The organism is Pseudobacteroides cellulosolvens ATCC 35603 = DSM 2933, assembly GCF_001262605.1.
Lineage (GTDB): Bacteria > Bacillota > Clostridia > Acetivibrionales > DSM-2933 > Pseudobacteroides > Pseudobacteroides cellulosolvens.
In genome coordinates this window covers 3,371,708-3,393,378 of the sequence record NZ_LGTC01000001.1, presented here as the reverse complement: position 1 = coordinate 3,393,378, position 21,671 = coordinate 3,371,708, and the positions used below count along the sequence as shown (strand labels likewise).

Annotated in this window: 23 protein-coding genes; 18 read left to right on the top strand and 5 right to left on the bottom strand. The window is 34.2% G+C overall.

What is annotated here, in order from left to right:
- The first annotated feature begins 85 nt into the window (after positions 1 to 85).
- From Bccel_RS13845 to Bccel_RS13830, 4 genes are all read left to right on the top strand, one after another.
- Complete coding sequence (locus Bccel_RS13845) at positions 86 to 1,060, top strand: AAA family ATPase (RefSeq protein ID WP_050753459.1); 975 nt, start codon at positions 86 to 88, stop codon at positions 1,058 to 1,060.
- Positions 1,054 to 1,983, top strand: coding sequence for a ParB/RepB/Spo0J family partition protein (locus Bccel_RS13840; RefSeq protein ID WP_050753458.1), 930 nt, complete (start codon positions 1,054 to 1,056; stop codon positions 1,981 to 1,983). The genes Bccel_RS13845 and Bccel_RS13840 overlap by 7 nt, the downstream gene beginning before the upstream one ends.
- Before the next feature lie 203 nt (positions 1,984 to 2,186).
- Positions 2,187 to 2,459 carry a hypothetical protein gene (locus tag Bccel_RS13835; RefSeq protein ID WP_152966012.1) on the top strand — a complete coding sequence of 91 codons (273 nt, stop codon included), beginning with the start codon at positions 2,187 to 2,189 and terminating at the stop codon, positions 2,457 to 2,459.
- Between the two features lie 129 nt (positions 2,460 to 2,588).
- On the top strand, positions 2,589 to 2,855 hold the full coding sequence (locus Bccel_RS13830) for a hypothetical protein (protein ID WP_036945155.1): 267 nt from the start codon (positions 2,589 to 2,591) through the stop codon (positions 2,853 to 2,855).
- 561 nt (positions 2,856 to 3,416) lie between these two features.
- Here Bccel_RS13830 and Bccel_RS13825 read toward each other — a convergent pair.
- Together Bccel_RS13825 and Bccel_RS13820 are read right to left on the bottom strand one after the other, a co-directional pair.
- On the bottom strand, positions 3,417 to 4,067 hold the full coding sequence (locus Bccel_RS13825) for a dockerin type I domain-containing protein (protein WP_036945157.1): 651 nt from the start codon (positions 4,065 to 4,067) through the stop codon (positions 3,417 to 3,419).
- Positions 4,045 to 4,608, bottom strand: a complete 564-nt coding sequence (locus tag Bccel_RS13820; protein ID WP_036945159.1) for an RCC1 domain-containing protein — start codon at positions 4,606 to 4,608, stop codon at positions 4,045 to 4,047. The genes Bccel_RS13825 and Bccel_RS13820 overlap by 23 nt, the downstream gene beginning before the upstream one ends.
- A 743-nt stretch (positions 4,609 to 5,351) precedes the next feature.
- Between Bccel_RS13820 and Bccel_RS13815 the strand changes: the two genes are divergently transcribed.
- Positions 5,352 to 5,594: a hypothetical protein gene (locus Bccel_RS13815; RefSeq protein ID WP_036945161.1), complete on the top strand. Its 243-nt coding sequence runs from the start codon at positions 5,352 to 5,354 to the stop codon at positions 5,592 to 5,594.
- A gap of 180 nt (positions 5,595 to 5,774) precedes the next feature.
- Here Bccel_RS13815 and Bccel_RS13810 read toward each other — a convergent pair whose 3' ends face one another.
- Positions 5,775 to 5,972, bottom strand: coding sequence for a hypothetical protein (locus Bccel_RS13810; protein WP_036945164.1), 198 nt, complete (start codon positions 5,970 to 5,972; stop codon positions 5,775 to 5,777).
- A 108-nt stretch (positions 5,973 to 6,080) separates the two neighbouring features.
- Positions 6,081 to 6,629: a site-specific integrase gene (locus tag Bccel_RS13805; protein WP_036945166.1), complete on the bottom strand. Its 549-nt coding sequence runs from the start codon at positions 6,627 to 6,629 to the stop codon at positions 6,081 to 6,083.
- A gap of 376 nt (positions 6,630 to 7,005) precedes the next feature.
- Here Bccel_RS13805 and xerA point away from each other — a divergent pair, with 376 nt between their 5' ends.
- From xerA to Bccel_RS13775, 6 genes are all read left to right on the top strand, one after another.
- Complete coding sequence (gene xerA / locus Bccel_RS13800; protein WP_036945168.1) at positions 7,006 to 8,073, top strand: site-specific tyrosine recombinase/integron integrase; 1,068 nt, start codon at positions 7,006 to 7,008, stop codon at positions 8,071 to 8,073.
- A gap of 173 nt (positions 8,074 to 8,246) precedes the next feature.
- Positions 8,247 to 8,873: a pentapeptide repeat-containing protein gene (locus tag Bccel_RS13795; RefSeq protein ID WP_152966011.1), complete on the top strand. Its 627-nt coding sequence runs from the start codon at positions 8,247 to 8,249 to the stop codon at positions 8,871 to 8,873.
- Positions 8,874 to 9,266: 393 nt separating this feature from the next.
- Complete coding sequence (locus tag Bccel_RS13790; RefSeq protein WP_036945170.1) at positions 9,267 to 10,451, top strand: ankyrin repeat domain-containing protein; 1,185 nt, start codon at positions 9,267 to 9,269, stop codon at positions 10,449 to 10,451.
- Between the two features lie 341 nt (positions 10,452 to 10,792).
- Positions 10,793 to 11,341 (top strand): hypothetical protein, encoded by a 549-nt coding sequence (locus tag Bccel_RS13785; protein WP_036945172.1) that lies wholly within the window; start codon positions 10,793 to 10,795, stop codon positions 11,339 to 11,341.
- A 265-nt stretch (positions 11,342 to 11,606) separates the two neighbouring features.
- Positions 11,607 to 12,077, top strand: a complete 471-nt coding sequence (locus Bccel_RS13780) for a hypothetical protein (protein ID WP_036945174.1) — start codon at positions 11,607 to 11,609, stop codon at positions 12,075 to 12,077.
- Between the two features lie 352 nt (positions 12,078 to 12,429).
- Entirely contained in the window at positions 12,430 to 12,816 is a 387-nt protein-coding gene (locus Bccel_RS13775; RefSeq protein WP_036945176.1) for a DUF6210 family protein, read from the top strand.
- 85 nt (positions 12,817 to 12,901) lie between these two features.
- Here the strand turns inward: Bccel_RS13775 and tnpC are convergent, their stop codons facing one another.
- Complete coding sequence (gene tnpC, locus Bccel_RS13770) at positions 12,902 to 14,338, bottom strand: IS66 family transposase (protein WP_050753454.1); 1,437 nt, start codon at positions 14,336 to 14,338, stop codon at positions 12,902 to 12,904.
- A gap of 530 nt (positions 14,339 to 14,868) precedes the next feature.
- Here tnpC and Bccel_RS13765 point away from each other — a divergent pair.
- From Bccel_RS13765 to Bccel_RS13735, 7 genes are all read left to right on the top strand, one after another.
- Positions 14,869 to 15,423 carry an SF0329 family protein gene (locus Bccel_RS13765; RefSeq protein ID WP_050753453.1) on the top strand — a complete coding sequence of 185 codons (555 nt, stop codon included), beginning with the start codon at positions 14,869 to 14,871 and terminating at the stop codon, positions 15,421 to 15,423.
- A 321-nt stretch (positions 15,424 to 15,744) separates the two neighbouring features.
- Positions 15,745 to 16,236: a hypothetical protein gene (locus Bccel_RS13760; protein ID WP_152966010.1), complete on the top strand. Its 492-nt coding sequence runs from the start codon at positions 15,745 to 15,747 to the stop codon at positions 16,234 to 16,236.
- Between the two features lie 420 nt (positions 16,237 to 16,656).
- Positions 16,657 to 17,130: a hypothetical protein gene (locus Bccel_RS13755; protein ID WP_152966009.1), complete on the top strand. Its 474-nt coding sequence runs from the start codon at positions 16,657 to 16,659 to the stop codon at positions 17,128 to 17,130.
- Between the two features lie 372 nt (positions 17,131 to 17,502).
- Complete coding sequence (locus Bccel_RS13750; RefSeq protein ID WP_036945885.1) at positions 17,503 to 18,507, top strand: PQQ-binding-like beta-propeller repeat protein; 1,005 nt, start codon at positions 17,503 to 17,505, stop codon at positions 18,505 to 18,507.
- Positions 18,508 to 18,858: 351 nt separating this feature from the next.
- Positions 18,859 to 19,248: a hypothetical protein gene (locus Bccel_RS13745; RefSeq protein WP_036945887.1), complete on the top strand. Its 390-nt coding sequence runs from the start codon at positions 18,859 to 18,861 to the stop codon at positions 19,246 to 19,248.
- A gap of 380 nt (positions 19,249 to 19,628) precedes the next feature.
- Positions 19,629 to 20,291: a hypothetical protein gene (locus Bccel_RS13740; RefSeq protein WP_050753451.1), complete on the top strand. Its 663-nt coding sequence runs from the start codon at positions 19,629 to 19,631 to the stop codon at positions 20,289 to 20,291.
- Between the two features lie 393 nt (positions 20,292 to 20,684).
- Positions 20,685 to 21,290 (top strand): DUF3221 domain-containing protein, encoded by a 606-nt coding sequence (locus Bccel_RS13735; RefSeq protein WP_050753450.1) that lies wholly within the window; start codon positions 20,685 to 20,687, stop codon positions 21,288 to 21,290.
- Positions 21,291 to 21,671: the final 381 nt, after the last annotated feature.

The window sequence follows — 21,671 nt, the reverse complement described above, 5'->3', positions numbered from 1 at the left end:
TTCTTCAATTTGTAGTTGTAACCGCATACAATCAATGGTATAATTCATTTGTAATAATATCTTACAAATGATGAGGAGTGGTGAAATGCCTATTAAATTGGAATATGAGAAAATGAAAACCCGAAGAATTGAAATGGATATGACTCAAAAGGAGTTATCCGAATTATCCGGAGTCAACATCAATGTGATTAAATCTATTGAAACTGGTAGGACAATGACGGAAAAAGAAAATATCAAAAAAATAGCTGATGTTATTGGGTTTCAAGTAGATGAAATTTATAAAGAAGATTTTAGAGATACAAAGGTAATAAGCATTGTCAATAATAAAGGCGGCTGCGGAAAAACAAGCATAAGCGGAAGCCTTGGTTATACTATGGCCGAATTAGGAAATAAAGTATTACTTATTGATGCAGATGCACAGAGAAATTTATCATCATCTTTTGGCTTGGATAAGCAAGAAAATCATTTTGGTAAAGCAATCGTTAAAGAAGAAAGCCTATTAAATAACTACATAATTCAAACTCAGTATCCAAACATAGATTTTATTGTTGCAGACGTATCAATGGGAACCCTTGATATGCTCATGTTTACAAAAATGCATAGAGAAAATATTGTTAAGCAAATCCTCACTCCTGTTATTCAAGCAGGATTATATGATTATATAATTATTGATACAAATCCAAACCTTTCAATATTAAATTTTAATGTAGTTAATGCTTCTGATTATGTACTAATACCAGTTCAACTTGCATCCTTCGATCTTGAAGGTATTGGGACCCTCGTAGATTTCATTAAGGGAATTCAAAAGTTTAATACAAAACTAGATATACTTGGTATAGTTATAAATAAATATGACATAAGAAACAAAAACATTACTAACCAAGCAGAAGAACAGTTAAGAACTGCATATAATGACCTGATTTTAAAAACTATTATTAAAATTGATGTTAAGATTCAGAATGCTCAATGGGAAAATAAGCCTGTAATGATCTTTGATACAAATAGCAGGATATCAAAAGAATATAGAGAACTTGCAAAGGAAGTGATAAAGAGATGCTAAACAAGACACCAAAAATATCCCAGTCATCTGATGAAAATAATAATTCCGCCGATATGTTCTCTTCTGTATATAGCATGATGTCTGCATCAAATATGGCAGATGTATTAACAAACATGTCCACTGGAATGGATATATTTAAAATAGATTTGGATAAGCTTAAAGATTCACCTCCAGAATGGAATTTTTATTCCCCTCTGTCATTAAAAAAGATGGAAGAACTAGTAGAAAGCGTACAGAAAAATGGGCTGCTTCATCCACTGGTTGTTTGGGAACAGGATGACGGAAAATATTTCATATTATCGGGACACAACAGAAAAAAGGCTTTTCAAATACTTTATGATGCAACCGGTGATGAACAGTATAGTAAAATATTTTGCTATGTTAAAAAATTTAAAGACATAACTGAGAATGAAGCAAAAGAGATTATAATTGACACTAATTGGGTCCAAAGAGAATTAAGTACCATAGAAAAAGCACAGTCAATTTATCGTAAATACACTGCTATTGGCAGAAAACAAAAGGTTAAAGATGGCGAAGGACAAGGTATTAGAAACTATCATATTATAGCCAAACAATATAATATATCTGGTCGCCATGTCTTGAATTATTATAAGCTAAATTACTTGATAGATGATATCCAGAATATGATCTCAGAAAATAAATTAAGTATAAAAGCTGGTGTCAAACTCTCCGACATCCACCCTATGACACAAAAGTGGATGTATGATAATTTTAAAGATAATATAAACAATCAATCTATCTTTAAAATAAAAAAGGATATGACAAATGAGGAGATCGAAAAAGTTCTACTGGGTAAGGATGTAATTGAGACTATTGAATTGAAATTCACTATTCCGGTTAATCTGAAGGAAGACTTTGAAAATTATATTAATGAGTTTTATAAGAAACATAATGTTTCATAGATATATTTGGTGAACTCGATTCACCAAATATATCATTCCATCATTTATTAGATTACTTTGTATTATAAATTTACTATAGCAATATAGGAAATCAAAGTAGGTAAAAGATAATGAATTATTACTTTTTCGTATTTGAAATTATAATATATGGATTTTTCTTTTCATTTTTAATTAATGCCCGCAAAAAAGGAATACATAAAATAATGCAGTTAATATCGGGTGCAGTATTCGGTGTACTCTTGGAATGGGTTACAATCAAGCAACTTAATGGATATTCTTATGGAAAGTTTATGATTATGATCGCTGATGTTCCTCTCGTTATAGGCATAGCTTGGTCGATGATCATTAATAGTGTAATGCATTTTTCTGATCGCTTAATTCTTCCTAAATGGTCAAAATGCATTTTAGATGGGCTATTAGCATTAAACATAGACCTGGCAATGGCTACTATAGCCACTTTCCCAGAATACCAATAAAGCCAACATAGAATATCATGGCTAAAGTCATTGATCCAAAAGGCTCTCTTTAAAATATTAAGGATAATATTCCTTATTAATTGGAAGAATGATATAATATTTATACTTTGTATTAAAGGAAGATTTAAAATGGAAGATAAAATGTTTGAATTAATGACAAAAATGTATTCGGAGTTCACAGAAAAATTCAACTCCATGGACAATAAAATAGACTCTGTAAAAAATGATATAATAAGGCTTGAAAACAAGCTGGACAACAACTCAAAAGCTTTATTTGATGGTTATAATCAAGTTTATGAAAAATTAAATGTGCTTGAAAATAAAATTGATAACCTATCCTTAAAGGTAGAATCACAAGAAGTTGAAATTAAAGTAATCAAAGGCGGAAAGGCCTGATACATAAACAATTAGACTTTGAAAGCATATTCTGCATATAGTGGCCATCTGCAAATAGTTTAAAATAAACAAGTTAATTGACTAATCCAATTTCTTTCCTGAAAACCAGCAGGGAATATCTGCGGGCCAGTCACGCAGTCTGTTTATGGCAAGTTTTACATAAAACTCCAGCAGCACAGTTTAGTCATGACCTACGAGAAAAATTCTGTCCGAATTTTTTACTTCTTTATATTTATTTCTCGGTAAATTTGCATTTTGTAAAGTTATAACATCCTTTAAACCATTTATATTAAAAGCTCTTCAATTTCTCCTAAATCTAAACTCAAATAATAACGCTAATGCAATAATCCAAAATAAAATTACTGTCACTAACACAAAAGGAGCAACCGCTCCGAGTTTAACAAATATTAGTATTAGTGTAAATAAAACAGGCAATATAAAACTTTTTATTTTCGCTTTCTTTTTAGCTAGTAACAATTCTACAACGATACAAATAATGATAACAATAATAAATAAAATAAATATAAATATCCCCTCCCACTAAAAGAATAGAAATGATTTTCACTCCCCAAATATACCATAATCTTCTCTAGCATCACAAAAGTGTCTTGCAATTATAAATACATCTTTCATATCAATAACTTTATCACGATTTAGATCATATACATAAGAGTACTTTTCATCACTGCTATCAACATTTAATACCTTTGCTAATATAATCAGATCCTGCATATTTATTACATTATCCCTATAAAAATCTCCACCCCACATAAAAATAGGCTCCTCTATTGTACCTAATTCTACGGAGGTATTATTTATTATAATATTAGGTATATCCCTTTCAAAATAACAGCTGTTGGTAACCTTTATTGTATATCCTTCTAAGTTCCTTGGAACATTGAAAAACTTGAAATAACCATCCTGACCTGTTATCATTTTTCTTTTTAATTCTACCAATTCAACATCAAAATTTTCCTTTGCATTGTTACTTTTTGTTATGCCCGCTATATCTGGCGATATAAATCCAGATATGGTAAACGTTCCAGTTTCTTGACTTTGACTTGCTTCATTGGAAAAAAAATTGGGGACTATAAATGGAACCATACCAAAACCAATTATGGAACCATCATTTTTTAATACAAGAGTATGCTCCATTCCGGCAGATACCTGTTTAATATTTTTAAGACCTTCAGGTATATAGTGCTGGTACATTACATTGCTTATCCAAATTATATCCCCATGCTGCAACGGTCCCATCGCTTTTTAATGCAACAATATGTCCATAACCTGCTGCAATTGATTTAACATTGACCACATCATTTGGGACATAATGTTGATCATATATATTGCTTCCCCAAACTATTACATTTCCATCATTTCTTAATGCACATGCAAAATCTGAAGTTGACGATATTTGTACGATATTTTTTAAATATGAAGATATTTTATCATATCCAAGATCAGTAGTAGATTCGACAGTCCCGTCTTCTTTTAAAACTAAGATAAAGCCCTGGCCACTGGCCAATTGCTTAACATTATTTACATTATTAGGTATGATACATTGATTATAGCAATTTTCTCCCCAAGCAACAACAGTCCCATCTTCTTTTATTGCTGCTGTATTAAGATTTCCTGCAACAACTGATTTGAATCTTAAATTATTAATAGGTTCATCCTGAGCCTTTACAGCTCCTGGCATAAAATTATTTATAATTATAATTATTAAAACAAATACACAGAATTTTTTAATCATTTATACCACAACCTTTACTTTTATTAATATACAATTTTGTTTACTAAACCTTTTTTTTCATAAAATCTCCCATTCCTTGCCGAATAAAACTAGCTAGTTATTTATACTTTTTTTAATATTATCATACATCCTATTGCCTAACTTAAACTTTTATAACATCCCTTATCTTTAATCTTAACCAATCTGATATACTTATATATCCCTGTCCGTTTCTCCCTCAGCTCTATAACTCCCTCCTTCTTGCATTAAAACCAAATAGCATACACGTATTATCACTCCTTTAGCTTGCCATGGCCTTTCTTATTTTCCTTCCTGGAATAATCCCTGTAAACTTTTTTCTCTATTTTTCAATATCATTATAAAATTTACACATTAACAAAACCTCCATTTCGAGGATCGCTTTCTTCTTTTATCCCGCCGTTAACTTACCTGTTTCATTACCTCAAATGCTTGTACTAGTGCCCTCTAACCTACATTCAATTTTTCAATTAATTTTATACTATACCCTTTTGAGATTTTGTCAATACAGTATTTTACAAACTCTACTTTAAACAATTCCTAGAAATAGTAATTAGGCCTTTACAAGAATAATTTTCCGCCATATAATTATTATAGAACACACGTTCGTTGCGGATGGTGAAATCATATAGAAAGAGCTTTTACTTAAGGATAAAGCCTTGAATGCCAATCCAATAGAAGATAATGTTATTTTTTCAGTATTATACTTTAGGTAGGTGTTTCATATGAAGAAAATAAGTGCCGAGGTAATTGCTCATTTTAATCTGAATGGGGAAATTATACCTCTTAAAATAAAAATGAATATTGACGGCGAAGAGAAGGCATATTGTGTAGATAGGCCAAGCAAGGCGGTAAAAGGTGCTTCCCTGAAAATAGGTGTCCAGGGCAATCGCTATTCATGCCTTATTGATGGCAAGAAGGTTTTCTTATATCAAAACCATGAGAACAAATGGTTTGTTGAGATATAACCAAAAATCAAGCATAATTAATCCTTTGATCAACCATAGACCACGATTTTCGTGAGTTTCATCTGCTAAAAGTTTTTATAGTGTATCCTAACATCTAATTGTCATTGTATGGACTATTAGGACTTAACCTAGCCTTTCTAAAAATGGATAGTCAGAATGGAACAATGAAAGTCAAGCGTTCTATTTTAAAATATCATCAAATTGTATCTGCATTTCTTCTGAAAGTTCTTCCTCCACACATAGCCTATGAAATTCTGTACCATCTTTAAAAAACTTTATGGTATACGCATCCTTGCCCTTCTTGTAGGAAGGATAGTAGAAAACAATTTGTGCTGAATAATTCTTATAATTAACACGCTGCCCTGGTACATATCTCATATCATCAAACCTCCTTAATAAACCATACAACAATATTTTCTTTATAATTTTATCCATTTATACTGAGTTTCTTCCTATATAATATAAGTTTAATCAAACACCCCCCCGTTACAAACTAAAGCTATCTATTGCTTCATCCATCATATCCTGGTTTATTCCAATATAACGGAGAGTAACACTTGGTGCCGAATGGTTAAATAGTTCTTGAAGCATGGCTACGTCTTTAGTCTTTTGATAAAAGTGATAGCCGAATGTTTTACGAAGAGTATGGGTACCTATTTCATCTATTCCAACCTTTTTTGCAGCCCTGTTTAGTATGTTATAAGCCATAAACCTGGTAATAGGCTTGGAATTACTTCCATTCCGGGAAGGAAAAAGATAATCAGATGGATTTAAACCATCAGTATATTCTTCTATCTCATTCTGTAGCACTAGATTTATCTTAAATCTTTTATTTTTATCAGTCTTTTCTTCCTTTATTATTATATGTGATTTACTCTTTACATCTGCTACTTTAAGTTTGAGTATATCACTAATCCGAAGACCAGTATTAATTCCAAGAATAAAAAGGAAGTAATTTCTATATGATTCTCTTTTAAGAATTTTCTTAATTTCTTCCAATTTGTCCAAATCTCTTATTGGCTGAACATATTTCATAAATATTTACACCCTCACAATCAAATTTTATTTCCAACAGAAAACTCATAAATATATTGAAGATGGGATACATTAAGTTGATCTTAATTCTATTATATAATACGTTATGTTAAATTGCAATAAAATAGTGTGTATTTTTTGTAGTGAGAAACTGAATTAACCTCAGAGTTGCCAATACTTTGAGTCAAATTTACACGAATTCAACACAATAAACATTGTGTTCAATTCAAAATTGATGAGTTAAAAACTATATTTATTCAAATTGGAAACTGTTTTTTTAATAAAAACAAAAGCTCATTGATAATTCTTTCAAAAAAATATATAATTATATATAGGAACATTTGTTTGTGTATTTTGATATGTAGGTGAAAGTATTATGGCTGTTTTTATTAATAATTATTCAGATCTTTTATTATCTGTAAAATTCCCTTATTCATTAGAAAATATCGATAAGATTAAAACAATTAATGGACGAAAATGGATCCAATCTGATAAAATATGGTGTATACCCAATAATAAGGAATCAGTTAATAATTTAAAAAAACTTTTTGGAAAAGATAAACTTGTGTTTATTGATAATCTAATGGAAGATTACAATGAAGAAATATTAGCTTCTGTAAAGAACCAACTAAACTTAAGAAATTATAGCACAAAAACTATAAAAGCATATCTGAATCATATAAAAAGATTCTTTCAATTTTGTAGTAAAGATTTTAAAGAAATAAATAATGATGATGTAAAAAGTTATTTATTAAAACACATTGATGATGGAAAATCTTCGGTTTATATTGATCAGGCAATTAGTGCACTAGGATTCTTGTTTAAAGAAGTATATAATACGATCGATTTTAAGTTTGATATAAAACGCCCAAAAAGAGAACGAAAGTTACCGAATATCTTAAGCAAAGAAGACGTAGCTAATATTATTTTAGCAATTGATAATTTGAAGCATAGAGCGTTAATTATGTTAATATATTCTGCAGGACTAAGGGTTAGTGAAGCTGCAAAGATTAAAATTGAGGATATAGACAGTAAGAGAAATTTAATTTATATAAGATCCGCAAAAGGCAAAAAGGACAGGTACACCATTTTATCAAAGGCTGCCCTAGAAATATTAAAACAATACTTTAAAAAGTATAAACCCACAATATGGTTGTTTGAAGGCCAGAATAGAGAAGACCATATTACAGAAAGAACTATACAGAGGATATTTGAGAACGCCGCTTTTAAGGCAGGTATAAGGAAAAAGGTAACAGTACATACGTTAAGGCATTCTTTTGCAACACATTTATTAGAGAATGGAATTGACTTACGATATATTCAGGAATTACTCGGGCATGAAAGCTCAACAACTACAGAGATTTATACACATGTAAGTGAAAAAGACTTTTCAAGGATACAAAGTCCTTTAGATAGAATTATGAGCGATAGAGTTTTTCTATAGCTTGTATATACGACATATGTCGTATATACAAAAAAATATTATGTATAAAAGACACTTGTCGGAAATGCAATGTTAGGTGAAATTGGTCGTAGTCACCGCCACATCGTGTGGCGGGTTTTGAGCAGGGCTTTGTAGTGTATAAAAAAGCATATTTGTTTTATGAGGTGGTTTTTTTGAAAGGAATACTTTTTAGTTTATTTGTAATGTCTTTTACAGTTATACTTTCAAGTTGTGGCTTTAGTACAGATAGCAAAAATAATGTGATGGTGGAGAGTAAAATTATGAACTATGAGGAATCATGCAAATATTTAAAGGAAATGAATTTGATTGAAGATGGCGACAATCCACCACTTCTTGATAAAATGCCACAATACGATGATGAAGAGCCTTTCGGCATTAACTTTTTTAGAACAGATATAAGTGATGTAGATCTTAGTAATCTAACTATACCAAGAACATATTTTGGTCGAACTGAAATTAAAAATGTGTCTTTTAAATTTACTAATCTTTCAGAGTCTAATGTTTGCTGGAATGATTTAATAGAAGTTGATTTTACTAATGCAAATTTATCAAATTGTGATATGAGAGCTTCAATATATAAAAATGTAAAATTTAATTATGCAAACTTAGAAAATGTTGACTTTCGGTATTCTAGTTTTGAAAACTGTGATTTTACAGGAGCAGTTATGAAAGGTGTAAAAATTACAAAGGAAAAAGCAAGTTTATTAAAATTAGAAGATGAACAAATTGATGAAATTAGTTGGAAGAATAGTGAGGGTGAAGAACCTAATGGTGGTTGAAAAATACTTATTTGAGGGCTTGACATCCGTGTCAAGCCCTGAACAAGTGGGACGACCAACTTCACCTAACAAGTCCATTTGCGTAAAGGGCAAAGCATGTAGAAAGTTCTCTGGAGTAAGAGCATGAGGTCATCCTGCCCGCATCGATTCATCGGGTGCGTAGCACCGCCTCTGGAGAAGGGCTCTGTAAGTCCGATTCATCGACGCCGCAAATGGCGGCCGTTATATGAAATGGAAGGCAATCACCTCGCCGTCCTGGCTCGGACTTGTATTAGAAGGGCTCTGTAAGAGCTTATGGTATTTAAGTTGGGTTTATATGCCATAAATCGCTTAGATGGCTTTTAAAATATTAGATTAGATAGTATATTGCTTATAGATTGGAGGCTATGTATTGTGAGAGATATTGATAGAGATTTACATAAATTTGTAGAGGCTGGTAATTTTAAAAAAGTTAACGAATTATTGAAAAATGGAGCGGATGCAAATAGCATACATGCTAATGGATATACTCCATTGATGCATGCAGTTAGAGCATGGAATTGTACTTCAGAACAGAGAATTAAAACTGCTCAAATTCTTATAAACAATGGAGCAGACCCTACATATGTTGCTCCAGATAAATATCAGGCAATAATTCTTGCACACGATTTTGAGGTTGTTTCTTTATGTGCCGATGCTGGAGTAAAAATAGACCAAGACCTGGCAACAAAGCTAATGTACAACTTTAGTGGGAGTATAAAGTTAAAAGATTTTTTAAAACAACTTGGTATAAGCCAAACTGAATGGATTGAGTCGGAAAGACAAGTATATTATCGTATTTGTGATTATACTGGAAATAATTTATTTCAAGATGAACTTGAAAGAGCGATTCCATACCTTTCTGACGTGTTTGAAAGTTTGAGCAATTTTAAAGATTATGGTTTATTTAGAAAAGTTGAACCTGATATTAACGCAGAATTTAAGTTGTATGCATTAAGCCGGATAAATGATGTTTTGCTCCTAAGTTTTCAGGAAAAGCAGAGGGAAGGCAGTAATATTGCAAAAATCTCATTAGAACAATATATAGAATTTTGGCAGAAGGTAGGTTTGAGGATAGTTGACCCTATAGAATTTCATCCCTTTTTGTGTGAGATATACAAAGTAGAAGAAGATTCAATCAACAATCAATATCCTAAAATTATTAATACTAGATGGCCTTGTTTGATGTTTGGTGACTTACTTTTTTCGCGTGCAGGTGTTTGTATTAAAGCAAGTCCTAATTTGATAGATAAAAATACAGCTGAGAACTCTACATTGTATTGGAGTCATCGTCGTAATAATAGACCAAGGGCTGATTTAGCTGATGACTGGGGAAGTAACTCTCAATGGGGAACAGGATTTCGCCTCGATTTTTGGAATGAGGATATTTTATATTATAACGTAAATGACAAAGAAAATGAGATTTTAATAGATGACGAACTTTCGGAAGCTCAACGTACAGAAGTATTAAAAAACCGGTGCTTTGTAAGAACTCCAGAGGTATTAGATTGTTTTCCTTATGATTATACAGTAACTGAGAAATATAAACGAAAAGAATAGTATGAAGAGCTTTGGAGAATTTGAGGGCCAAACGTCCTGTTTGGCTCTGAATAACGGGGCCTTCCACATCAAATAACAATCCGTCTCCGTGAAAGCTACGAGGTCAGGAGCATGAAGTATTTCTCTGAAGTAAATTCATGTAGAAGAGCTCCGCTACATCCTCTCACGGGCGCTTACGTGGGTCATCCTCATGGGACCGTTCGAGGACGTCGGAGACGGGCGACGTTATATAAAATCGCGTGCAGACCGACACGTCCTGTGTCGGGTTGTTGGGGATGGGCGTTGAAGAGTTGTTGACTACTAGCTTGAGAATATTTGTGTAATCCAGGAGATTGATAAAAATGGAAACTTGGTTGTTTATTTTATTGATTTTTATTTTACTAATAATTTTTTTAATCTTTATTGTTTGGATAGATTGGAAATTTAAATGCAGGAAAACGATAAGAGAAAATAAACTTATTTTTTATGCAGTAGGCTATACAATATTAAAGGTAGACGAGAATGTTCAAAATATATTAATTATAGATGGTTTATTGGGTGTAAATTCAAGTGAATTAGTTTTTGGTAACAGATTTCAAGACGATTCACTATATTTAAAAGAAGAACTTACCAATATATGTAGTTTTAATGTATCGGAGTATAATGAAAATGATTTTCTAGGATTTATACATAATAATTCTTATGAAAAAGATGTTAAAACGAAGTATATTATAAGAAATATGGCAGGTCTTTCTGCTTCTAAACGTATACCTAAATTGATAAAAACTCGTAAGATTTGTAAAATTGCTTTCACTAACAATGTTGATTTTTATTTTTGTTATAAAAATACAATAAAAAATGCAGAAGCTATTGAAAATTTAAAAATGCACACCTACAATAAAAAGTGTTAAATTAAGAGTGGATTTTAGGGGCGAACGTCCTGTTCGCCTCTGGCCTTCGAAGGCACGCGACTTTACATAACAACGCATACAAGGGTAGAAATGAATAACGGGTCGCTCACCAAACCTTTTCGGGGACATAGGAGCTATGTAACCCTCAAAGGCTTCTTGTATGCAAACGTTATCGGAAAGAGGCAAGCCGTGCCATCCTTGGCACGGTTTATATAGAAGGCCTCTGAAGAATCATAAAATTATATTGTGGTAAAAGAGGTGTTCTATGGAGAATTGTTATATTGAATTTAGAGTAAAAGATAATTGTTCATTAGCGAGAATAAATAGCATAGTTGAAGTTATTAAACGTGATAAAGAAAATGAGATTGAAGATTATGCAGATAAGTGGATACACCTTTTTAATGAGAAAGAGCTAGATGATTTTTGGTGGCCTACCCAAGAAGAATTCGAACAAACCAGAAAAATGCTTGGAGAAGTATATATAAAGGTAGTTGCCAATAACAGTGATAAGTATGGTGATTGGGATATATATTCTATGTTCGAATCTATTATGAATGCAGAACTTGAGATAATTGGTGTAAGATTGTTAAATAAAGAATTTGGCAGATTGGAATTTAACCCTTTTGCATATCCTCATGGTGGTACTGAATGTTTAGAGAAATTAGTTGGTTGTACTAGAAATATAGTTATTGCAAGTGATAGTGGTATTGGTAGAGTAGAGGTAACTACAAAATAGAGGAAAGTGTAGTTATATATTGTATAAGTTGAAAGTATTATTCGAGGAAGCCCCGTCCTTGGGGCATGCTGGTCTCTGGGGGCCTCATCCATCCGATAACAAAAGGTATTCGCAAGGGTGCGGGCGGGATAAATCAAGAAGTAATGCTAACGAGGGTCATCCCAAGTAGAATGCCGCACCACAGCTCTTCGTCGAGCTAAAGCTGCCAAGGGGTATTCCTTACGGGTCCAACTCAGAGCCGTCGCATACCTGGACGATATATGGAATTCCCTGCGTTGCCGAGCCTCCATGCTCGGATTACTCAGTAAATTCTATGTAGCTAAAAGGAAGTATATTAGAAGAGGTTTTGATCATGAATAAAAAGAACGTATGTTTATGGGGCCTTGAGCAACTTGCATTAATTGTATTATGTAAGTCTGGAGTCGAGTATTTTAATCAAGTTGGCGGGAACTCATGTATTCAAAAAAGTGTTGAAGGTATATTAACAATTATTTTTGATGTTAATGATATTATTAAAGATATTTCGCAAAATACATTGGGATTAATGTATTTGAGCGAAGATGATGCTGATAGGATTGATCAAATTTTAAGTAAGTACTACACAACATGTTATCTATCTGTTGATAGGGAAAGGTTAAAGGAATCAGCAGAAGCTTGGATATATGTTAATATTTATTATCAAGAAAATTTGTTACTGCTCAGGCATTCTCACACCGGGAGTGCCTGTGTTAATATCTAGACATGGTCTTTGACCCCATGCCTAAAGATAGCTCAAATAAAGGGATAACGTAGTGGCATCCCCATATCTTACAATTTAATAATTGCTAAAGTGTCTGAGGTATAAACGGTTCACCTTTTATCGCTTTCACCAGACTTTCCATAACCTTTTGACCATTCTTCCTGCAGGTAGAAATATAACTCCTAATCCTGCAAAATACAATGGGACCTTCTTTTCCACGGAAGCAACCTGAGATCTTTTGTCTCAGCTTTACCATTCGTATGTCTCGTTCGGCCAAGTTATTATCAAAGGGTATGTTAAAGTCATACATGAACGAAAGCGTCTCAACATCATATTTTTGAAGCCTCGCCAGCAACCTATGTGCAGCATTTTTCTTTGGCCTGCCTGTCTTTTCAGCCACTGGTATCGGACACTCCAACTTGCCTTTGGATATAATATCTTTATAAATGGCATTATACTTTGCAGTCTCATTGAAGTCCATTTCTGCTCGACCTTCAGACCTCAAAGTATCAACCCTCTGTTTAATTTCTATCAGAAGGCTAGACATGTTCTTTGCCCATTCATGATTGTAATCCTCATTTATGCCCCTGAGATTTCTCAAGTTATGAGAGTTACATTCCGAATGGCTGCAATCACCAAATGTGTAATAGGGTATCCAGTGGTCATGACACGCTGTTCCTTTAAAATCAGGGAGTATGCCAATATCGTTAGCTGCCTGAGCACCTCTTTTTTCATGAACTTCATAATGTGTAAGTTTGTCTGTAGAAGCACTATGAAGCCACTGAGTTTTACCGCCACTACGCATACCTGTCTCATCAAAATGCACAACTGAAGAAGCTATAAGCTGTTGCTTTGTAGAAGTCTCAACTTCTTCAAGCTTTTTGTAGAGTCTACTATTTACATTAACAAGTGTTCCTTCACTGACATTTTGTCCTATAATATCACTTAAAATTTCAGCTGTTCTCTCAAGTGGTATTAACTGATAGTTTGTCAGGTACGACATAAGAGCCTGTATATTCTCACCATACTGCACTGGCTGCTTTACATCCTCAGGAAATTCTGTTTTGTGTACCTTATTACACGCTGGGCATACCAATTCGTGAGTCCTATATTCAGTGGTGAATACCTTTATAGTAGGCAGTTCAATTACCTGTCTAGTGCGGGTAACTCCATCAACACTTGATAGACAGCATCCACATTCGCATTGTGTAGGTTTCAAATCTACAGTTTTATCCGGATTTTCAACCTTATTTAGTGTTTTGCCTTCATGTCCTTGTTGACCGCCTGTTGGTTTACCAGTTTTCTCCCTCATGTTCTTTGGCTTCTTAAGTCCATCAGAAGATGGGGGCTTATTGCTATTACCACTGTTCTTATTAAGACGAGCTTCAAGCTCTGCAATCCTATTATTGAGAGCATTTACCTGACCAGCTAAGCTTGATACTTGTCCGTTTAAATCTTTAACTAGCGATACTACAGCATTTATCCCGTCATTATAAGTTTTTATTATTGTTGTTTCATCCAATTCCTACCCCACCATTCAATCTTTGATACTATTATATTGCTTGAATTAGTGGTTTTTCATTGATAAAATATTACCAACAGTTTATTTTTGCATCTATGTCAATGCCTGAGTAGAAACGAAAATTTAGAAGAGTATTTAAAAAATGTAGGTGAGAATGAAATATACCCACAATATGATATTGAAGGTTTTAACGAAACCAAAGGTGTCCTAACTTGGGCAAATAGTGATTAAAAACGTATGTTTTTTTAAGGCTCGGACGTCCTGTCCGAGTCTGGCGTTGCGGGGCAGGGAACTCCACATATCAATGTGTATCTGTAAAGGTGTGGTTCAGAAAAGCATGAAGCAGTGCTTTGGGGTCATCCCATGTAGCGTGCCACCACCACAGCCATTCATCGGTGCGAAGCACGCCTGCGAAGAAAGGCTTCGCGGGTCCGATTCATGGCCGTCAGATACACCGACGTTCTGTGACATGCCCAGGATACTATAGTGGCTATTAATACTGAGTAATATTTTTACATAAAGGAGTAAGTATGGCAAGATGGTCGAAATGGAAGAAAAAAATTGAAGAATTCATTTGTGAAGACCTAAAAGATAGAGTTGAGTTTTATGCAACAGTATACAGGGGAACCCATGACCAGAGAGGTAAGGTTTGGATTGAGCTTGATAAGAAGGTAATATTTGAAGCTAATACACTTGAATGGGAGATTGAGTACTATACATTATCAAATGATATTAGAAGGATTAATAATTGTGTGGACTATAACGATGAAAAACAAGCCCAGGGTTACTATAAAGCATATAATGATGCGGAAGAAATACTCAGACGTAAGCATAAGTTGGATGAGTTTCAGTTTTACAATGCAATGAGAAGATATTTTAATTCATCTTTTGAAGACAGTTTAGAATGTGAAGATCAATTGACAAAAATATTTTGTTTACTGGATAAGAGACTTGGAAAACGTAGGCTTCAAGATTTTATTATAAGAAGAGATGATAGTGAAGGTTTAAAAATATTATACAATGTAAGATGTCAGTTGGCAGAGATTAGATCAAAACCTATAGGATTAGAGGCTAACGAAAGTTAGTGGTGGGGCACGATCACAGAACAAGTCCATTTGCGTAAAGGGCAAAGCATGTAGAAAGTTCTCTGGAGCAGGAGCATGAGGTCATCCTGCCCGCATCGCCTCATCGGGTGCAAGCACCGCCAAGGGGTATTCCTTACGGGTACGATTCGGCGACAGCCGCAAATGGCGAACGTTGGACGAAATACCGCGCAAGTGCCGGGCGTCCTGCCCGGATTTTGAAAGTCAGCCGTTGGAGCAATTGGTAGTGCATGTTGGTTTGATAATGCGAAGGTTATTTATATTTTGTGAAGGATTGCAAATATGCTTGCAAGAAGGTGCATAATGAGAAAAATTATAGTTTTATTATTGATCATAACAGCTATGACCGCAATAATGACAGCGTGTGTAACAAAGCCAAATTCTGCAGATAGTATCGGCGAATCTGTAACAGAATACGATTACAGCAGTTTTATAGGCAAATGGCAATATATTCAGCCCGATTCTGCCCAAGGGATAGACTTAACCATTGATAGCGTTAAAAACAATAATGACATGAGCATAACTTTATATGATGACATCTCATATGAAAATCTTAAGATTGTGGATAATCAAGTAAAGTTTAATGATATAAATATGAGTTTACTGCATAATACCAGCAGTTATTATGTTGAACTAACCTTTTATGATGATTATATCCTTGCAACCGTTTATTCTAAAGAAAGATATATAAATGACGACATTAAAAAAGAGAACGAACTCGAGAACCATGTTGAAAAATATAAACTTATTTCTGATACTGCCAAGCCACATAAAATTACAAATAATGTGCCGTAACACCGATGACAACACCAATGAGTTATAAGACGTTGATAATCGTTTGACGTACAAAATAAGCATTATTTGAATTTGAGGCACTACATATTCTTTATATAATATGTAGTAAGAGGATATCAGAGTTTTGCTTTAGGTCACACCATCCGTGGTGCTCTTGCTTCGCGGGGCGCGGTACTTCGTCCAACAAGTCCATTTGCGTAAAGGGCAAAGCACGAAGAAGGGCTATGAAGAAGGAGCATGAAGTAGATGTGCCCACATCCACTCGCTGGGTGACAAGCACCGCCAAGGAGAAGGGCTTTGAGGGTCCAGCTCCTGGACATCGCAAATGGCAAACGTTATCGGAAAGATGAGGCATGCCGTCCCATCCTTGGGACGGGTTTTGAATGCAGGGCTTTGAAGATTAGTTCATTAGGAGATTGTATGGTTAATATAATAGAGGCAAGTTTAAATGAAATAGTAAAGGAATATGAGAATTTTATAAAGACACTTAAAGAAGTTAGTATTAAGGTAAGTGATTTATCTCGCTTTTATAAGTTTTATTTTGAAATAAAAGCTATTAAAGACTCTTCTGATGAAATGGTTATAGAAAAAATAATATCAAATAATGAATTTTTGGAAGGGTTTAGAGACTATTTTGAATATAGAGAAATGATAATATTGGTTATTGATGATAAGGATAAAGATAAGGATGATATTGAAAACATAATTTATGATAATGATTTAAAAGATTTGAATATAAGGGTTGAATACATCGGAATTGAAAGCAAAAGAAATAGATTTGAAAATAGGGTTATTCAAAAGCTAGAGTGTGGAGAAAAATGTGAGATTAATGGAGTTGAAATTAAATCTTTGAAGGATTTGAGAAAAATAACAGAAAAAATGGATTTTAGATAGACTTTTATACCATAAAGGTAAAGTAATAACTATAGTTTTTTGAGGCTCAGACGTCCTGTCTTCGTCTGGCTTTGCGGGACAGGGAACATCACATATCAACGTATCTGAGTAAAGAGCGTGCTTACGGGTCATCCTGCTCATATCGATTCATCGGGCACAAGTGCCGCCAAGGAAGAAAGGCTTCGAGGGTCCGATTCATCGACATCTCAGATACACACGATATATGAAAGCCAGGTGCAATTCCGTGACATCCTTGTCACGGTTTTTGGGTAAGGCTACGAAGTTTTTTAGTTCGAGGTAGTTTTAAATCACGCAGCACCAATAAGTTGGAGATTGCAAAGTATAGAATTTATACAAGGAGATGTAAATGAAATGAAAAAACCGTTATTTAATTATAAAATAAAGGGAATCAGACAGCCAATGATATCTGATAACGGAGTGGTATTGGACAACAAACTATTTTTTGCCGTGAAATATGACAAAGGTGGTTTTTATGAAAGTCAGTTGATTGCCGTAGATTTAGATACTGGTGCAGAAAATATCATTTTAGTAGTTCCTCATGTTATCAGAAACACTGTTTTGTTTGATAACGAGTATTTATATATTAACTCATTCAATGCAATCTTGTATTGTATTGATTATTTAAATTTGTCAATAAAATGGGAATGTAAATTTGGAGACCGAAACCCAGATTGGCATATTGGTGTTACTGACAAGAGCATACTAGCATTTAATGGAGAGCTATTTAATATTGATAAATCAACAGGGAATGTCTTGTGGACTTATCAGCATCCTTCCAATCATTCAAGTTGCCATATACTTGTAAAAGAGGACTTTATTTATCATGGATTGAGTGATGGGTATTTCTATTGTTTTGACTTAATAAAACAAAAAATCAAATGGACTTTTGGAGAAAATCTTTATTTTAAGTCTGCTGCTTTTCTCTTAGACACTTTAATTATTGTTTGTGCAACAAACGGCGTCGTTTATGTTTTAGAAAGTTCATCTGGTAGAGAAATTACAAACTTTGATACAGGCGGTGCTATATACCGAGAGCCAATTATCAAAGATAATAAGATTTTCATCGGTAATGATTTTGGTATGGTGTACTGCTTGGAATTTGTTACGGAAAAATCTAAGATTAATAAAATATGGGAATATAAAGCTAGTGATACAATTAGTTCAAGAGTAGTAATTTTAAATAGTTTCGTATACTTATCTTCTGAGGATAATTACTTTTATAAATTGGATATGACAAGTGGAGATGAAATCTTTAAAGAAAAAGTGGTGTCCTATGCACGTGATATTCTTTTTACAGGGGACAAAATGATTTTGTTAAGTGATAAGGGACAAGTAGATTGCTATAGTGCAGTATAAGCATTAATGCGAAGTAAAGTTGGTTCGCAATCTTTATATAGAGCGAAACAAAGAGGCTGATGTAGTTTTCATTAAGGGCCGCGTCCGTGCGGCTTCGGCTTCGCGGGGCACCTGGCCTTCACATATCAAAGTATCTGAGTAAAGGGCATGTTTACGGGTCATCCTGCCCACATCGATTCATCGGGCTTTCGCCGCTCACGGGTATTCCTTATGGGTCCGATTCAACGACGTCTCAGATACACACGTTGTACGAAATCAGACGAATGCCGCACATCCTTGTGCGGGTTTGATAGAATAGGCTTTGAAGCGTTTTTTATAAGTAAATACAGGAAACTAATGGAGGTGCAATAAATGAAAAAAGAAAGGCCAGCGGGAGTAACATTAATTGGTTGCTTCTACATATTTGGAGCAGTAGTTTTGTTGTTAACACTAGGAATTAAACAAGACTTTGAATTTAATATCAGATTTGGAATTCCAGGTGTACCAGAAATAATTGTAAGGTTATCAATAATTATGTTGTCTTTGATCATGGCATATGGGTATCTTAAATTAGAAAAGTGGGGGTATTGGATTATGATTTTATATTCAATAGTATTCCTAATGATCAGCTTAAATCAGGTATCTGTTTATAAGAGTCAGCCATTTATAGGTAATGTGATTTTTTCTCTAATCGTTATTATATATACATTTACAAAAAGAAAATGTTTTGTAAAAAAACCAATGGAAATTAGTGCTATCTGATATCATTGGGATTATGCTACAGATAAAAATAAACTTTGAGGAGGGCACGTCCGTGTGCCCTTCTGAGACTAGGGTCGTCTGACTCCGTACAACAATGCGTCTGAGTGAAAGCTGCGTGAGCAGGAGCATGAAGTATTTCTCTGTAGAAGGGCATGAAGAAAGGCTTCGCTACATCCTCTCACGGGTGCAGTTGCACGCTTACGTGGGTCATCCTCACGGGACCGTTCGAGGACGTCGGAGACGGGGACGTTCTCTGAAATGCGGCGGAAAGACGCCCATCCGTGGGCGCGATTTGTTAGGGTAGGTCTCTGTAGATGTTTGTTACAATAGAGTTAAAGTAATAAATTATTTGGAACTCATAGAAAGGGTGTTTTTTTAGGATGGAAATATCAAACTACACTCAGTTACCGGTAGAAGATAAATTAAAAGAAATTTTATTATCTCAGGCAGCATTAGATATTATTATGTTGGATAAAGAAGACGCATGGTTGAGATTAACTAGCTATAATAAAAACTATATTGATGATATTGACATGGTCAAAATTGATAATGGAGCCGGAGAACATGTCTACTTTCTTTTCGCAAAGAATGGAACTATTATAAAGGGGTTTGACCATGAGTCAATTATGTCACCACATGCTAATGATGAATGTGAAATTGCGAAAGGTATTTATGATTTTGTACCAGATGAGTTATTAAGTTTATTAGATGAAAGCATTGAACGTGATGATGTAACATTCTGTATTTGGAAAAATCCAACTGATGAATTTTGGAAGAAAGGTGATGTTGTTTTTCCGAAAGATTATATAGAAGGTGATGATGGAGAAGACTTCTTACTTGGTTTTATATTTTGTGACGCTAGGTCATGGACTGATTGGGCAAAGGACTATTATGAAGAAGATGGGAAACAAATTCAAGTTGACTTAGTAAAAGAAGTATATGAGAATAAAAAAATTACTAAAGAATTAGTAGGGACTTTAAATCCTGGAAGAGAATTTGAGAGTGTTTTAGAAGAACTAATAGAAATTGGATATTTATTATGATAATTGTTTTTTTGAAATTAAGTACTGTATTTTGCAATTAAGATTTTAAGTATATTTTGTTGAGTAAGGCACTGCAGATTTAAGGTGCAGCATCCGTGCTGCTCTGGCTTCGCGGGCCCGCCGCACATCAGAGAACAATGCATGGCAGTAAAGGTGCGGGATAGAAGGTCATGGAGTAAATTCTCTGGAGAAGGAGCATGAAGAATGCCGCACCACATTCCATCGTCGGGCAGCAAGCTGCCGCTTACGGGTCTTTCTAATGGGTCCGATTCAGGACCGTCACATACCTGAGACGTTCTTTGAAATGCGGCGGAAATAACCTCGCCATCCGTGGCTCGGATTTGCTAGGGTTTGGCTTTGAAGTGTAAATAAAAAAATGATTGGAGTTTATTTATGAAAAAATTAGTTTTAATAATAGGTATTGCTCTTTTTATTACTGGTTGTAATTCTAACAAAACTAGAGATACTTCAACAGTTATTAATACTACACTAGAAAGCTCTCATCTTTCTACACCCGAAATCCAAAAATCCCTTGCTAAAAATAATACTCAAATAGCAACTACCGAAATTAAAATTGATGGGTGCTATGTTATGGATAGAAAGGATAATAGAATTTTAATTGTTAGCACAGAAAAGCAAGATTTTAGTTCAACAGGCGGTGTTAAAGAATATTATGATGCAACTTGGGTTTCTAATGTCCCATCTGATATAGAAATAGGTCAGAAAGTTCAATTTGAGATTGACGGAGTTACTTTAACTACTTATCCTGGGCAGGCCAAAGCCAAAGATGTTTCAGTTATCACAATCCAAAAGCCTGAAACGTCAAATTTATCAGTAGAAGAAGCTCTGAAACGAACATTAATGTCTGACAAAGTCGACAGAAATAAGGTATTGGTTATTAAATCAATTAAATACTTTAAACAATCTGATGATTGGCAGATTGACTTAAAGGAAGCACTAGGCGACAAAGATGTTAGCATTAGTATAAATGATAAATAGTTTTATAAAAGATATGCTCGAATCGGATTTACGAATAATCTATGAGTCTACGGTCGTTTATGGAAGGTGCCCCATCCGGGGGTACGCCTTGTTGGGCTATAACCCCTGTGTAACAAACAGGAATAAAGCCTTCGGGCAATTTAATATAGAAATTGCACCAAACTGTTTCGTCGAATTCAAGGGGTGAAATTCCCTTTGCTGCCTGGAGTTAACATCGATAATACCACCTGTTAAGTGGGAGATGAGGCAAGTACTAATCCTCTACTATGCGTCTTAAACCTGCCAGTTTAAGATGTATAAAGTGTAGTGAAGTCGTAACCTGAAAAGCCTAAACCGCAAGGCATGGCATGATAATGGTGCGGGTATCCGAGAGGCATGGTT

Coding starts and splice junctions, on each gene's coding strand:
- Bccel_RS13835 (WP_152966012.1), top strand. CDS start 2,187: ATGCAGTTAATATCGGGTGCAGTATTCGGTGTACTCTTGGAATGGGTT.
- Bccel_RS13750 (WP_036945885.1), top strand. CDS start 17,503: ATGAAAAAACCGTTATTTAATTATAAAATAAAGGGAATCAGACAGCCA.
- Bccel_RS13810 (WP_036945164.1), bottom strand. CDS start 5,972: ATGAGATATGTACCAGGGCAGCGTGTTAATTATAAGAATTATTCAGCA.
- xerA (WP_036945168.1), top strand. CDS start 7,006: ATGGCTGTTTTTATTAATAATTATTCAGATCTTTTATTATCTGTAAAA.
- Bccel_RS13815 (WP_036945161.1), top strand. CDS start 5,352: ATGAAGAAAATAAGTGCCGAGGTAATTGCTCATTTTAATCTGAATGGG.
- Bccel_RS13735 (WP_050753450.1), top strand. CDS start 20,685: ATGAAAAAATTAGTTTTAATAATAGGTATTGCTCTTTTTATTACTGGT.
- Bccel_RS13745 (WP_036945887.1), top strand. CDS start 18,859: ATGAAAAAAGAAAGGCCAGCGGGAGTAACATTAATTGGTTGCTTCTAC.
- Bccel_RS13825 (WP_036945157.1), bottom strand. CDS start 4,067: ATGTACCAGCACTATATACCTGAAGGTCTTAAAAATATTAAACAGGTA.
- Bccel_RS13740 (WP_050753451.1), top strand. CDS start 19,629: ATGGAAATATCAAACTACACTCAGTTACCGGTAGAAGATAAATTAAAA.
- Bccel_RS13830 (WP_036945155.1), top strand. CDS start 2,589: ATGGAAGATAAAATGTTTGAATTAATGACAAAAATGTATTCGGAGTTC.
- Bccel_RS13775 (WP_036945176.1), top strand. CDS start 12,430: ATGAATAAAAAGAACGTATGTTTATGGGGCCTTGAGCAACTTGCATTA.
- Bccel_RS13820 (WP_036945159.1), bottom strand. CDS start 4,608: ATGATTAAAAAATTCTGTGTATTTGTTTTAATAATTATAATTATAAAT.
- Bccel_RS13760 (WP_152966010.1), top strand. CDS start 15,745: ATGAGAAAAATTATAGTTTTATTATTGATCATAACAGCTATGACCGCA.
- Bccel_RS13840 (WP_050753458.1), top strand. CDS start 1,054: ATGCTAAACAAGACACCAAAAATATCCCAGTCATCTGATGAAAATAAT.
- Bccel_RS13805 (WP_036945166.1), bottom strand. CDS start 6,629: ATGAAATATGTTCAGCCAATAAGAGATTTGGACAAATTGGAAGAAATT.
- Bccel_RS13785 (WP_036945172.1), top strand. CDS start 10,793: ATGGAAACTTGGTTGTTTATTTTATTGATTTTTATTTTACTAATAATT.
- Bccel_RS13780 (WP_036945174.1), top strand. CDS start 11,607: ATGGAGAATTGTTATATTGAATTTAGAGTAAAAGATAATTGTTCATTA.
- Bccel_RS13755 (WP_152966009.1), top strand. CDS start 16,657: ATGGTTAATATAATAGAGGCAAGTTTAAATGAAATAGTAAAGGAATAT.
- Bccel_RS13765 (WP_050753453.1), top strand. CDS start 14,869: ATGGCAAGATGGTCGAAATGGAAGAAAAAAATTGAAGAATTCATTTGT.
- Bccel_RS13845 (WP_050753459.1), top strand. CDS start 86: ATGCCTATTAAATTGGAATATGAGAAAATGAAAACCCGAAGAATTGAA.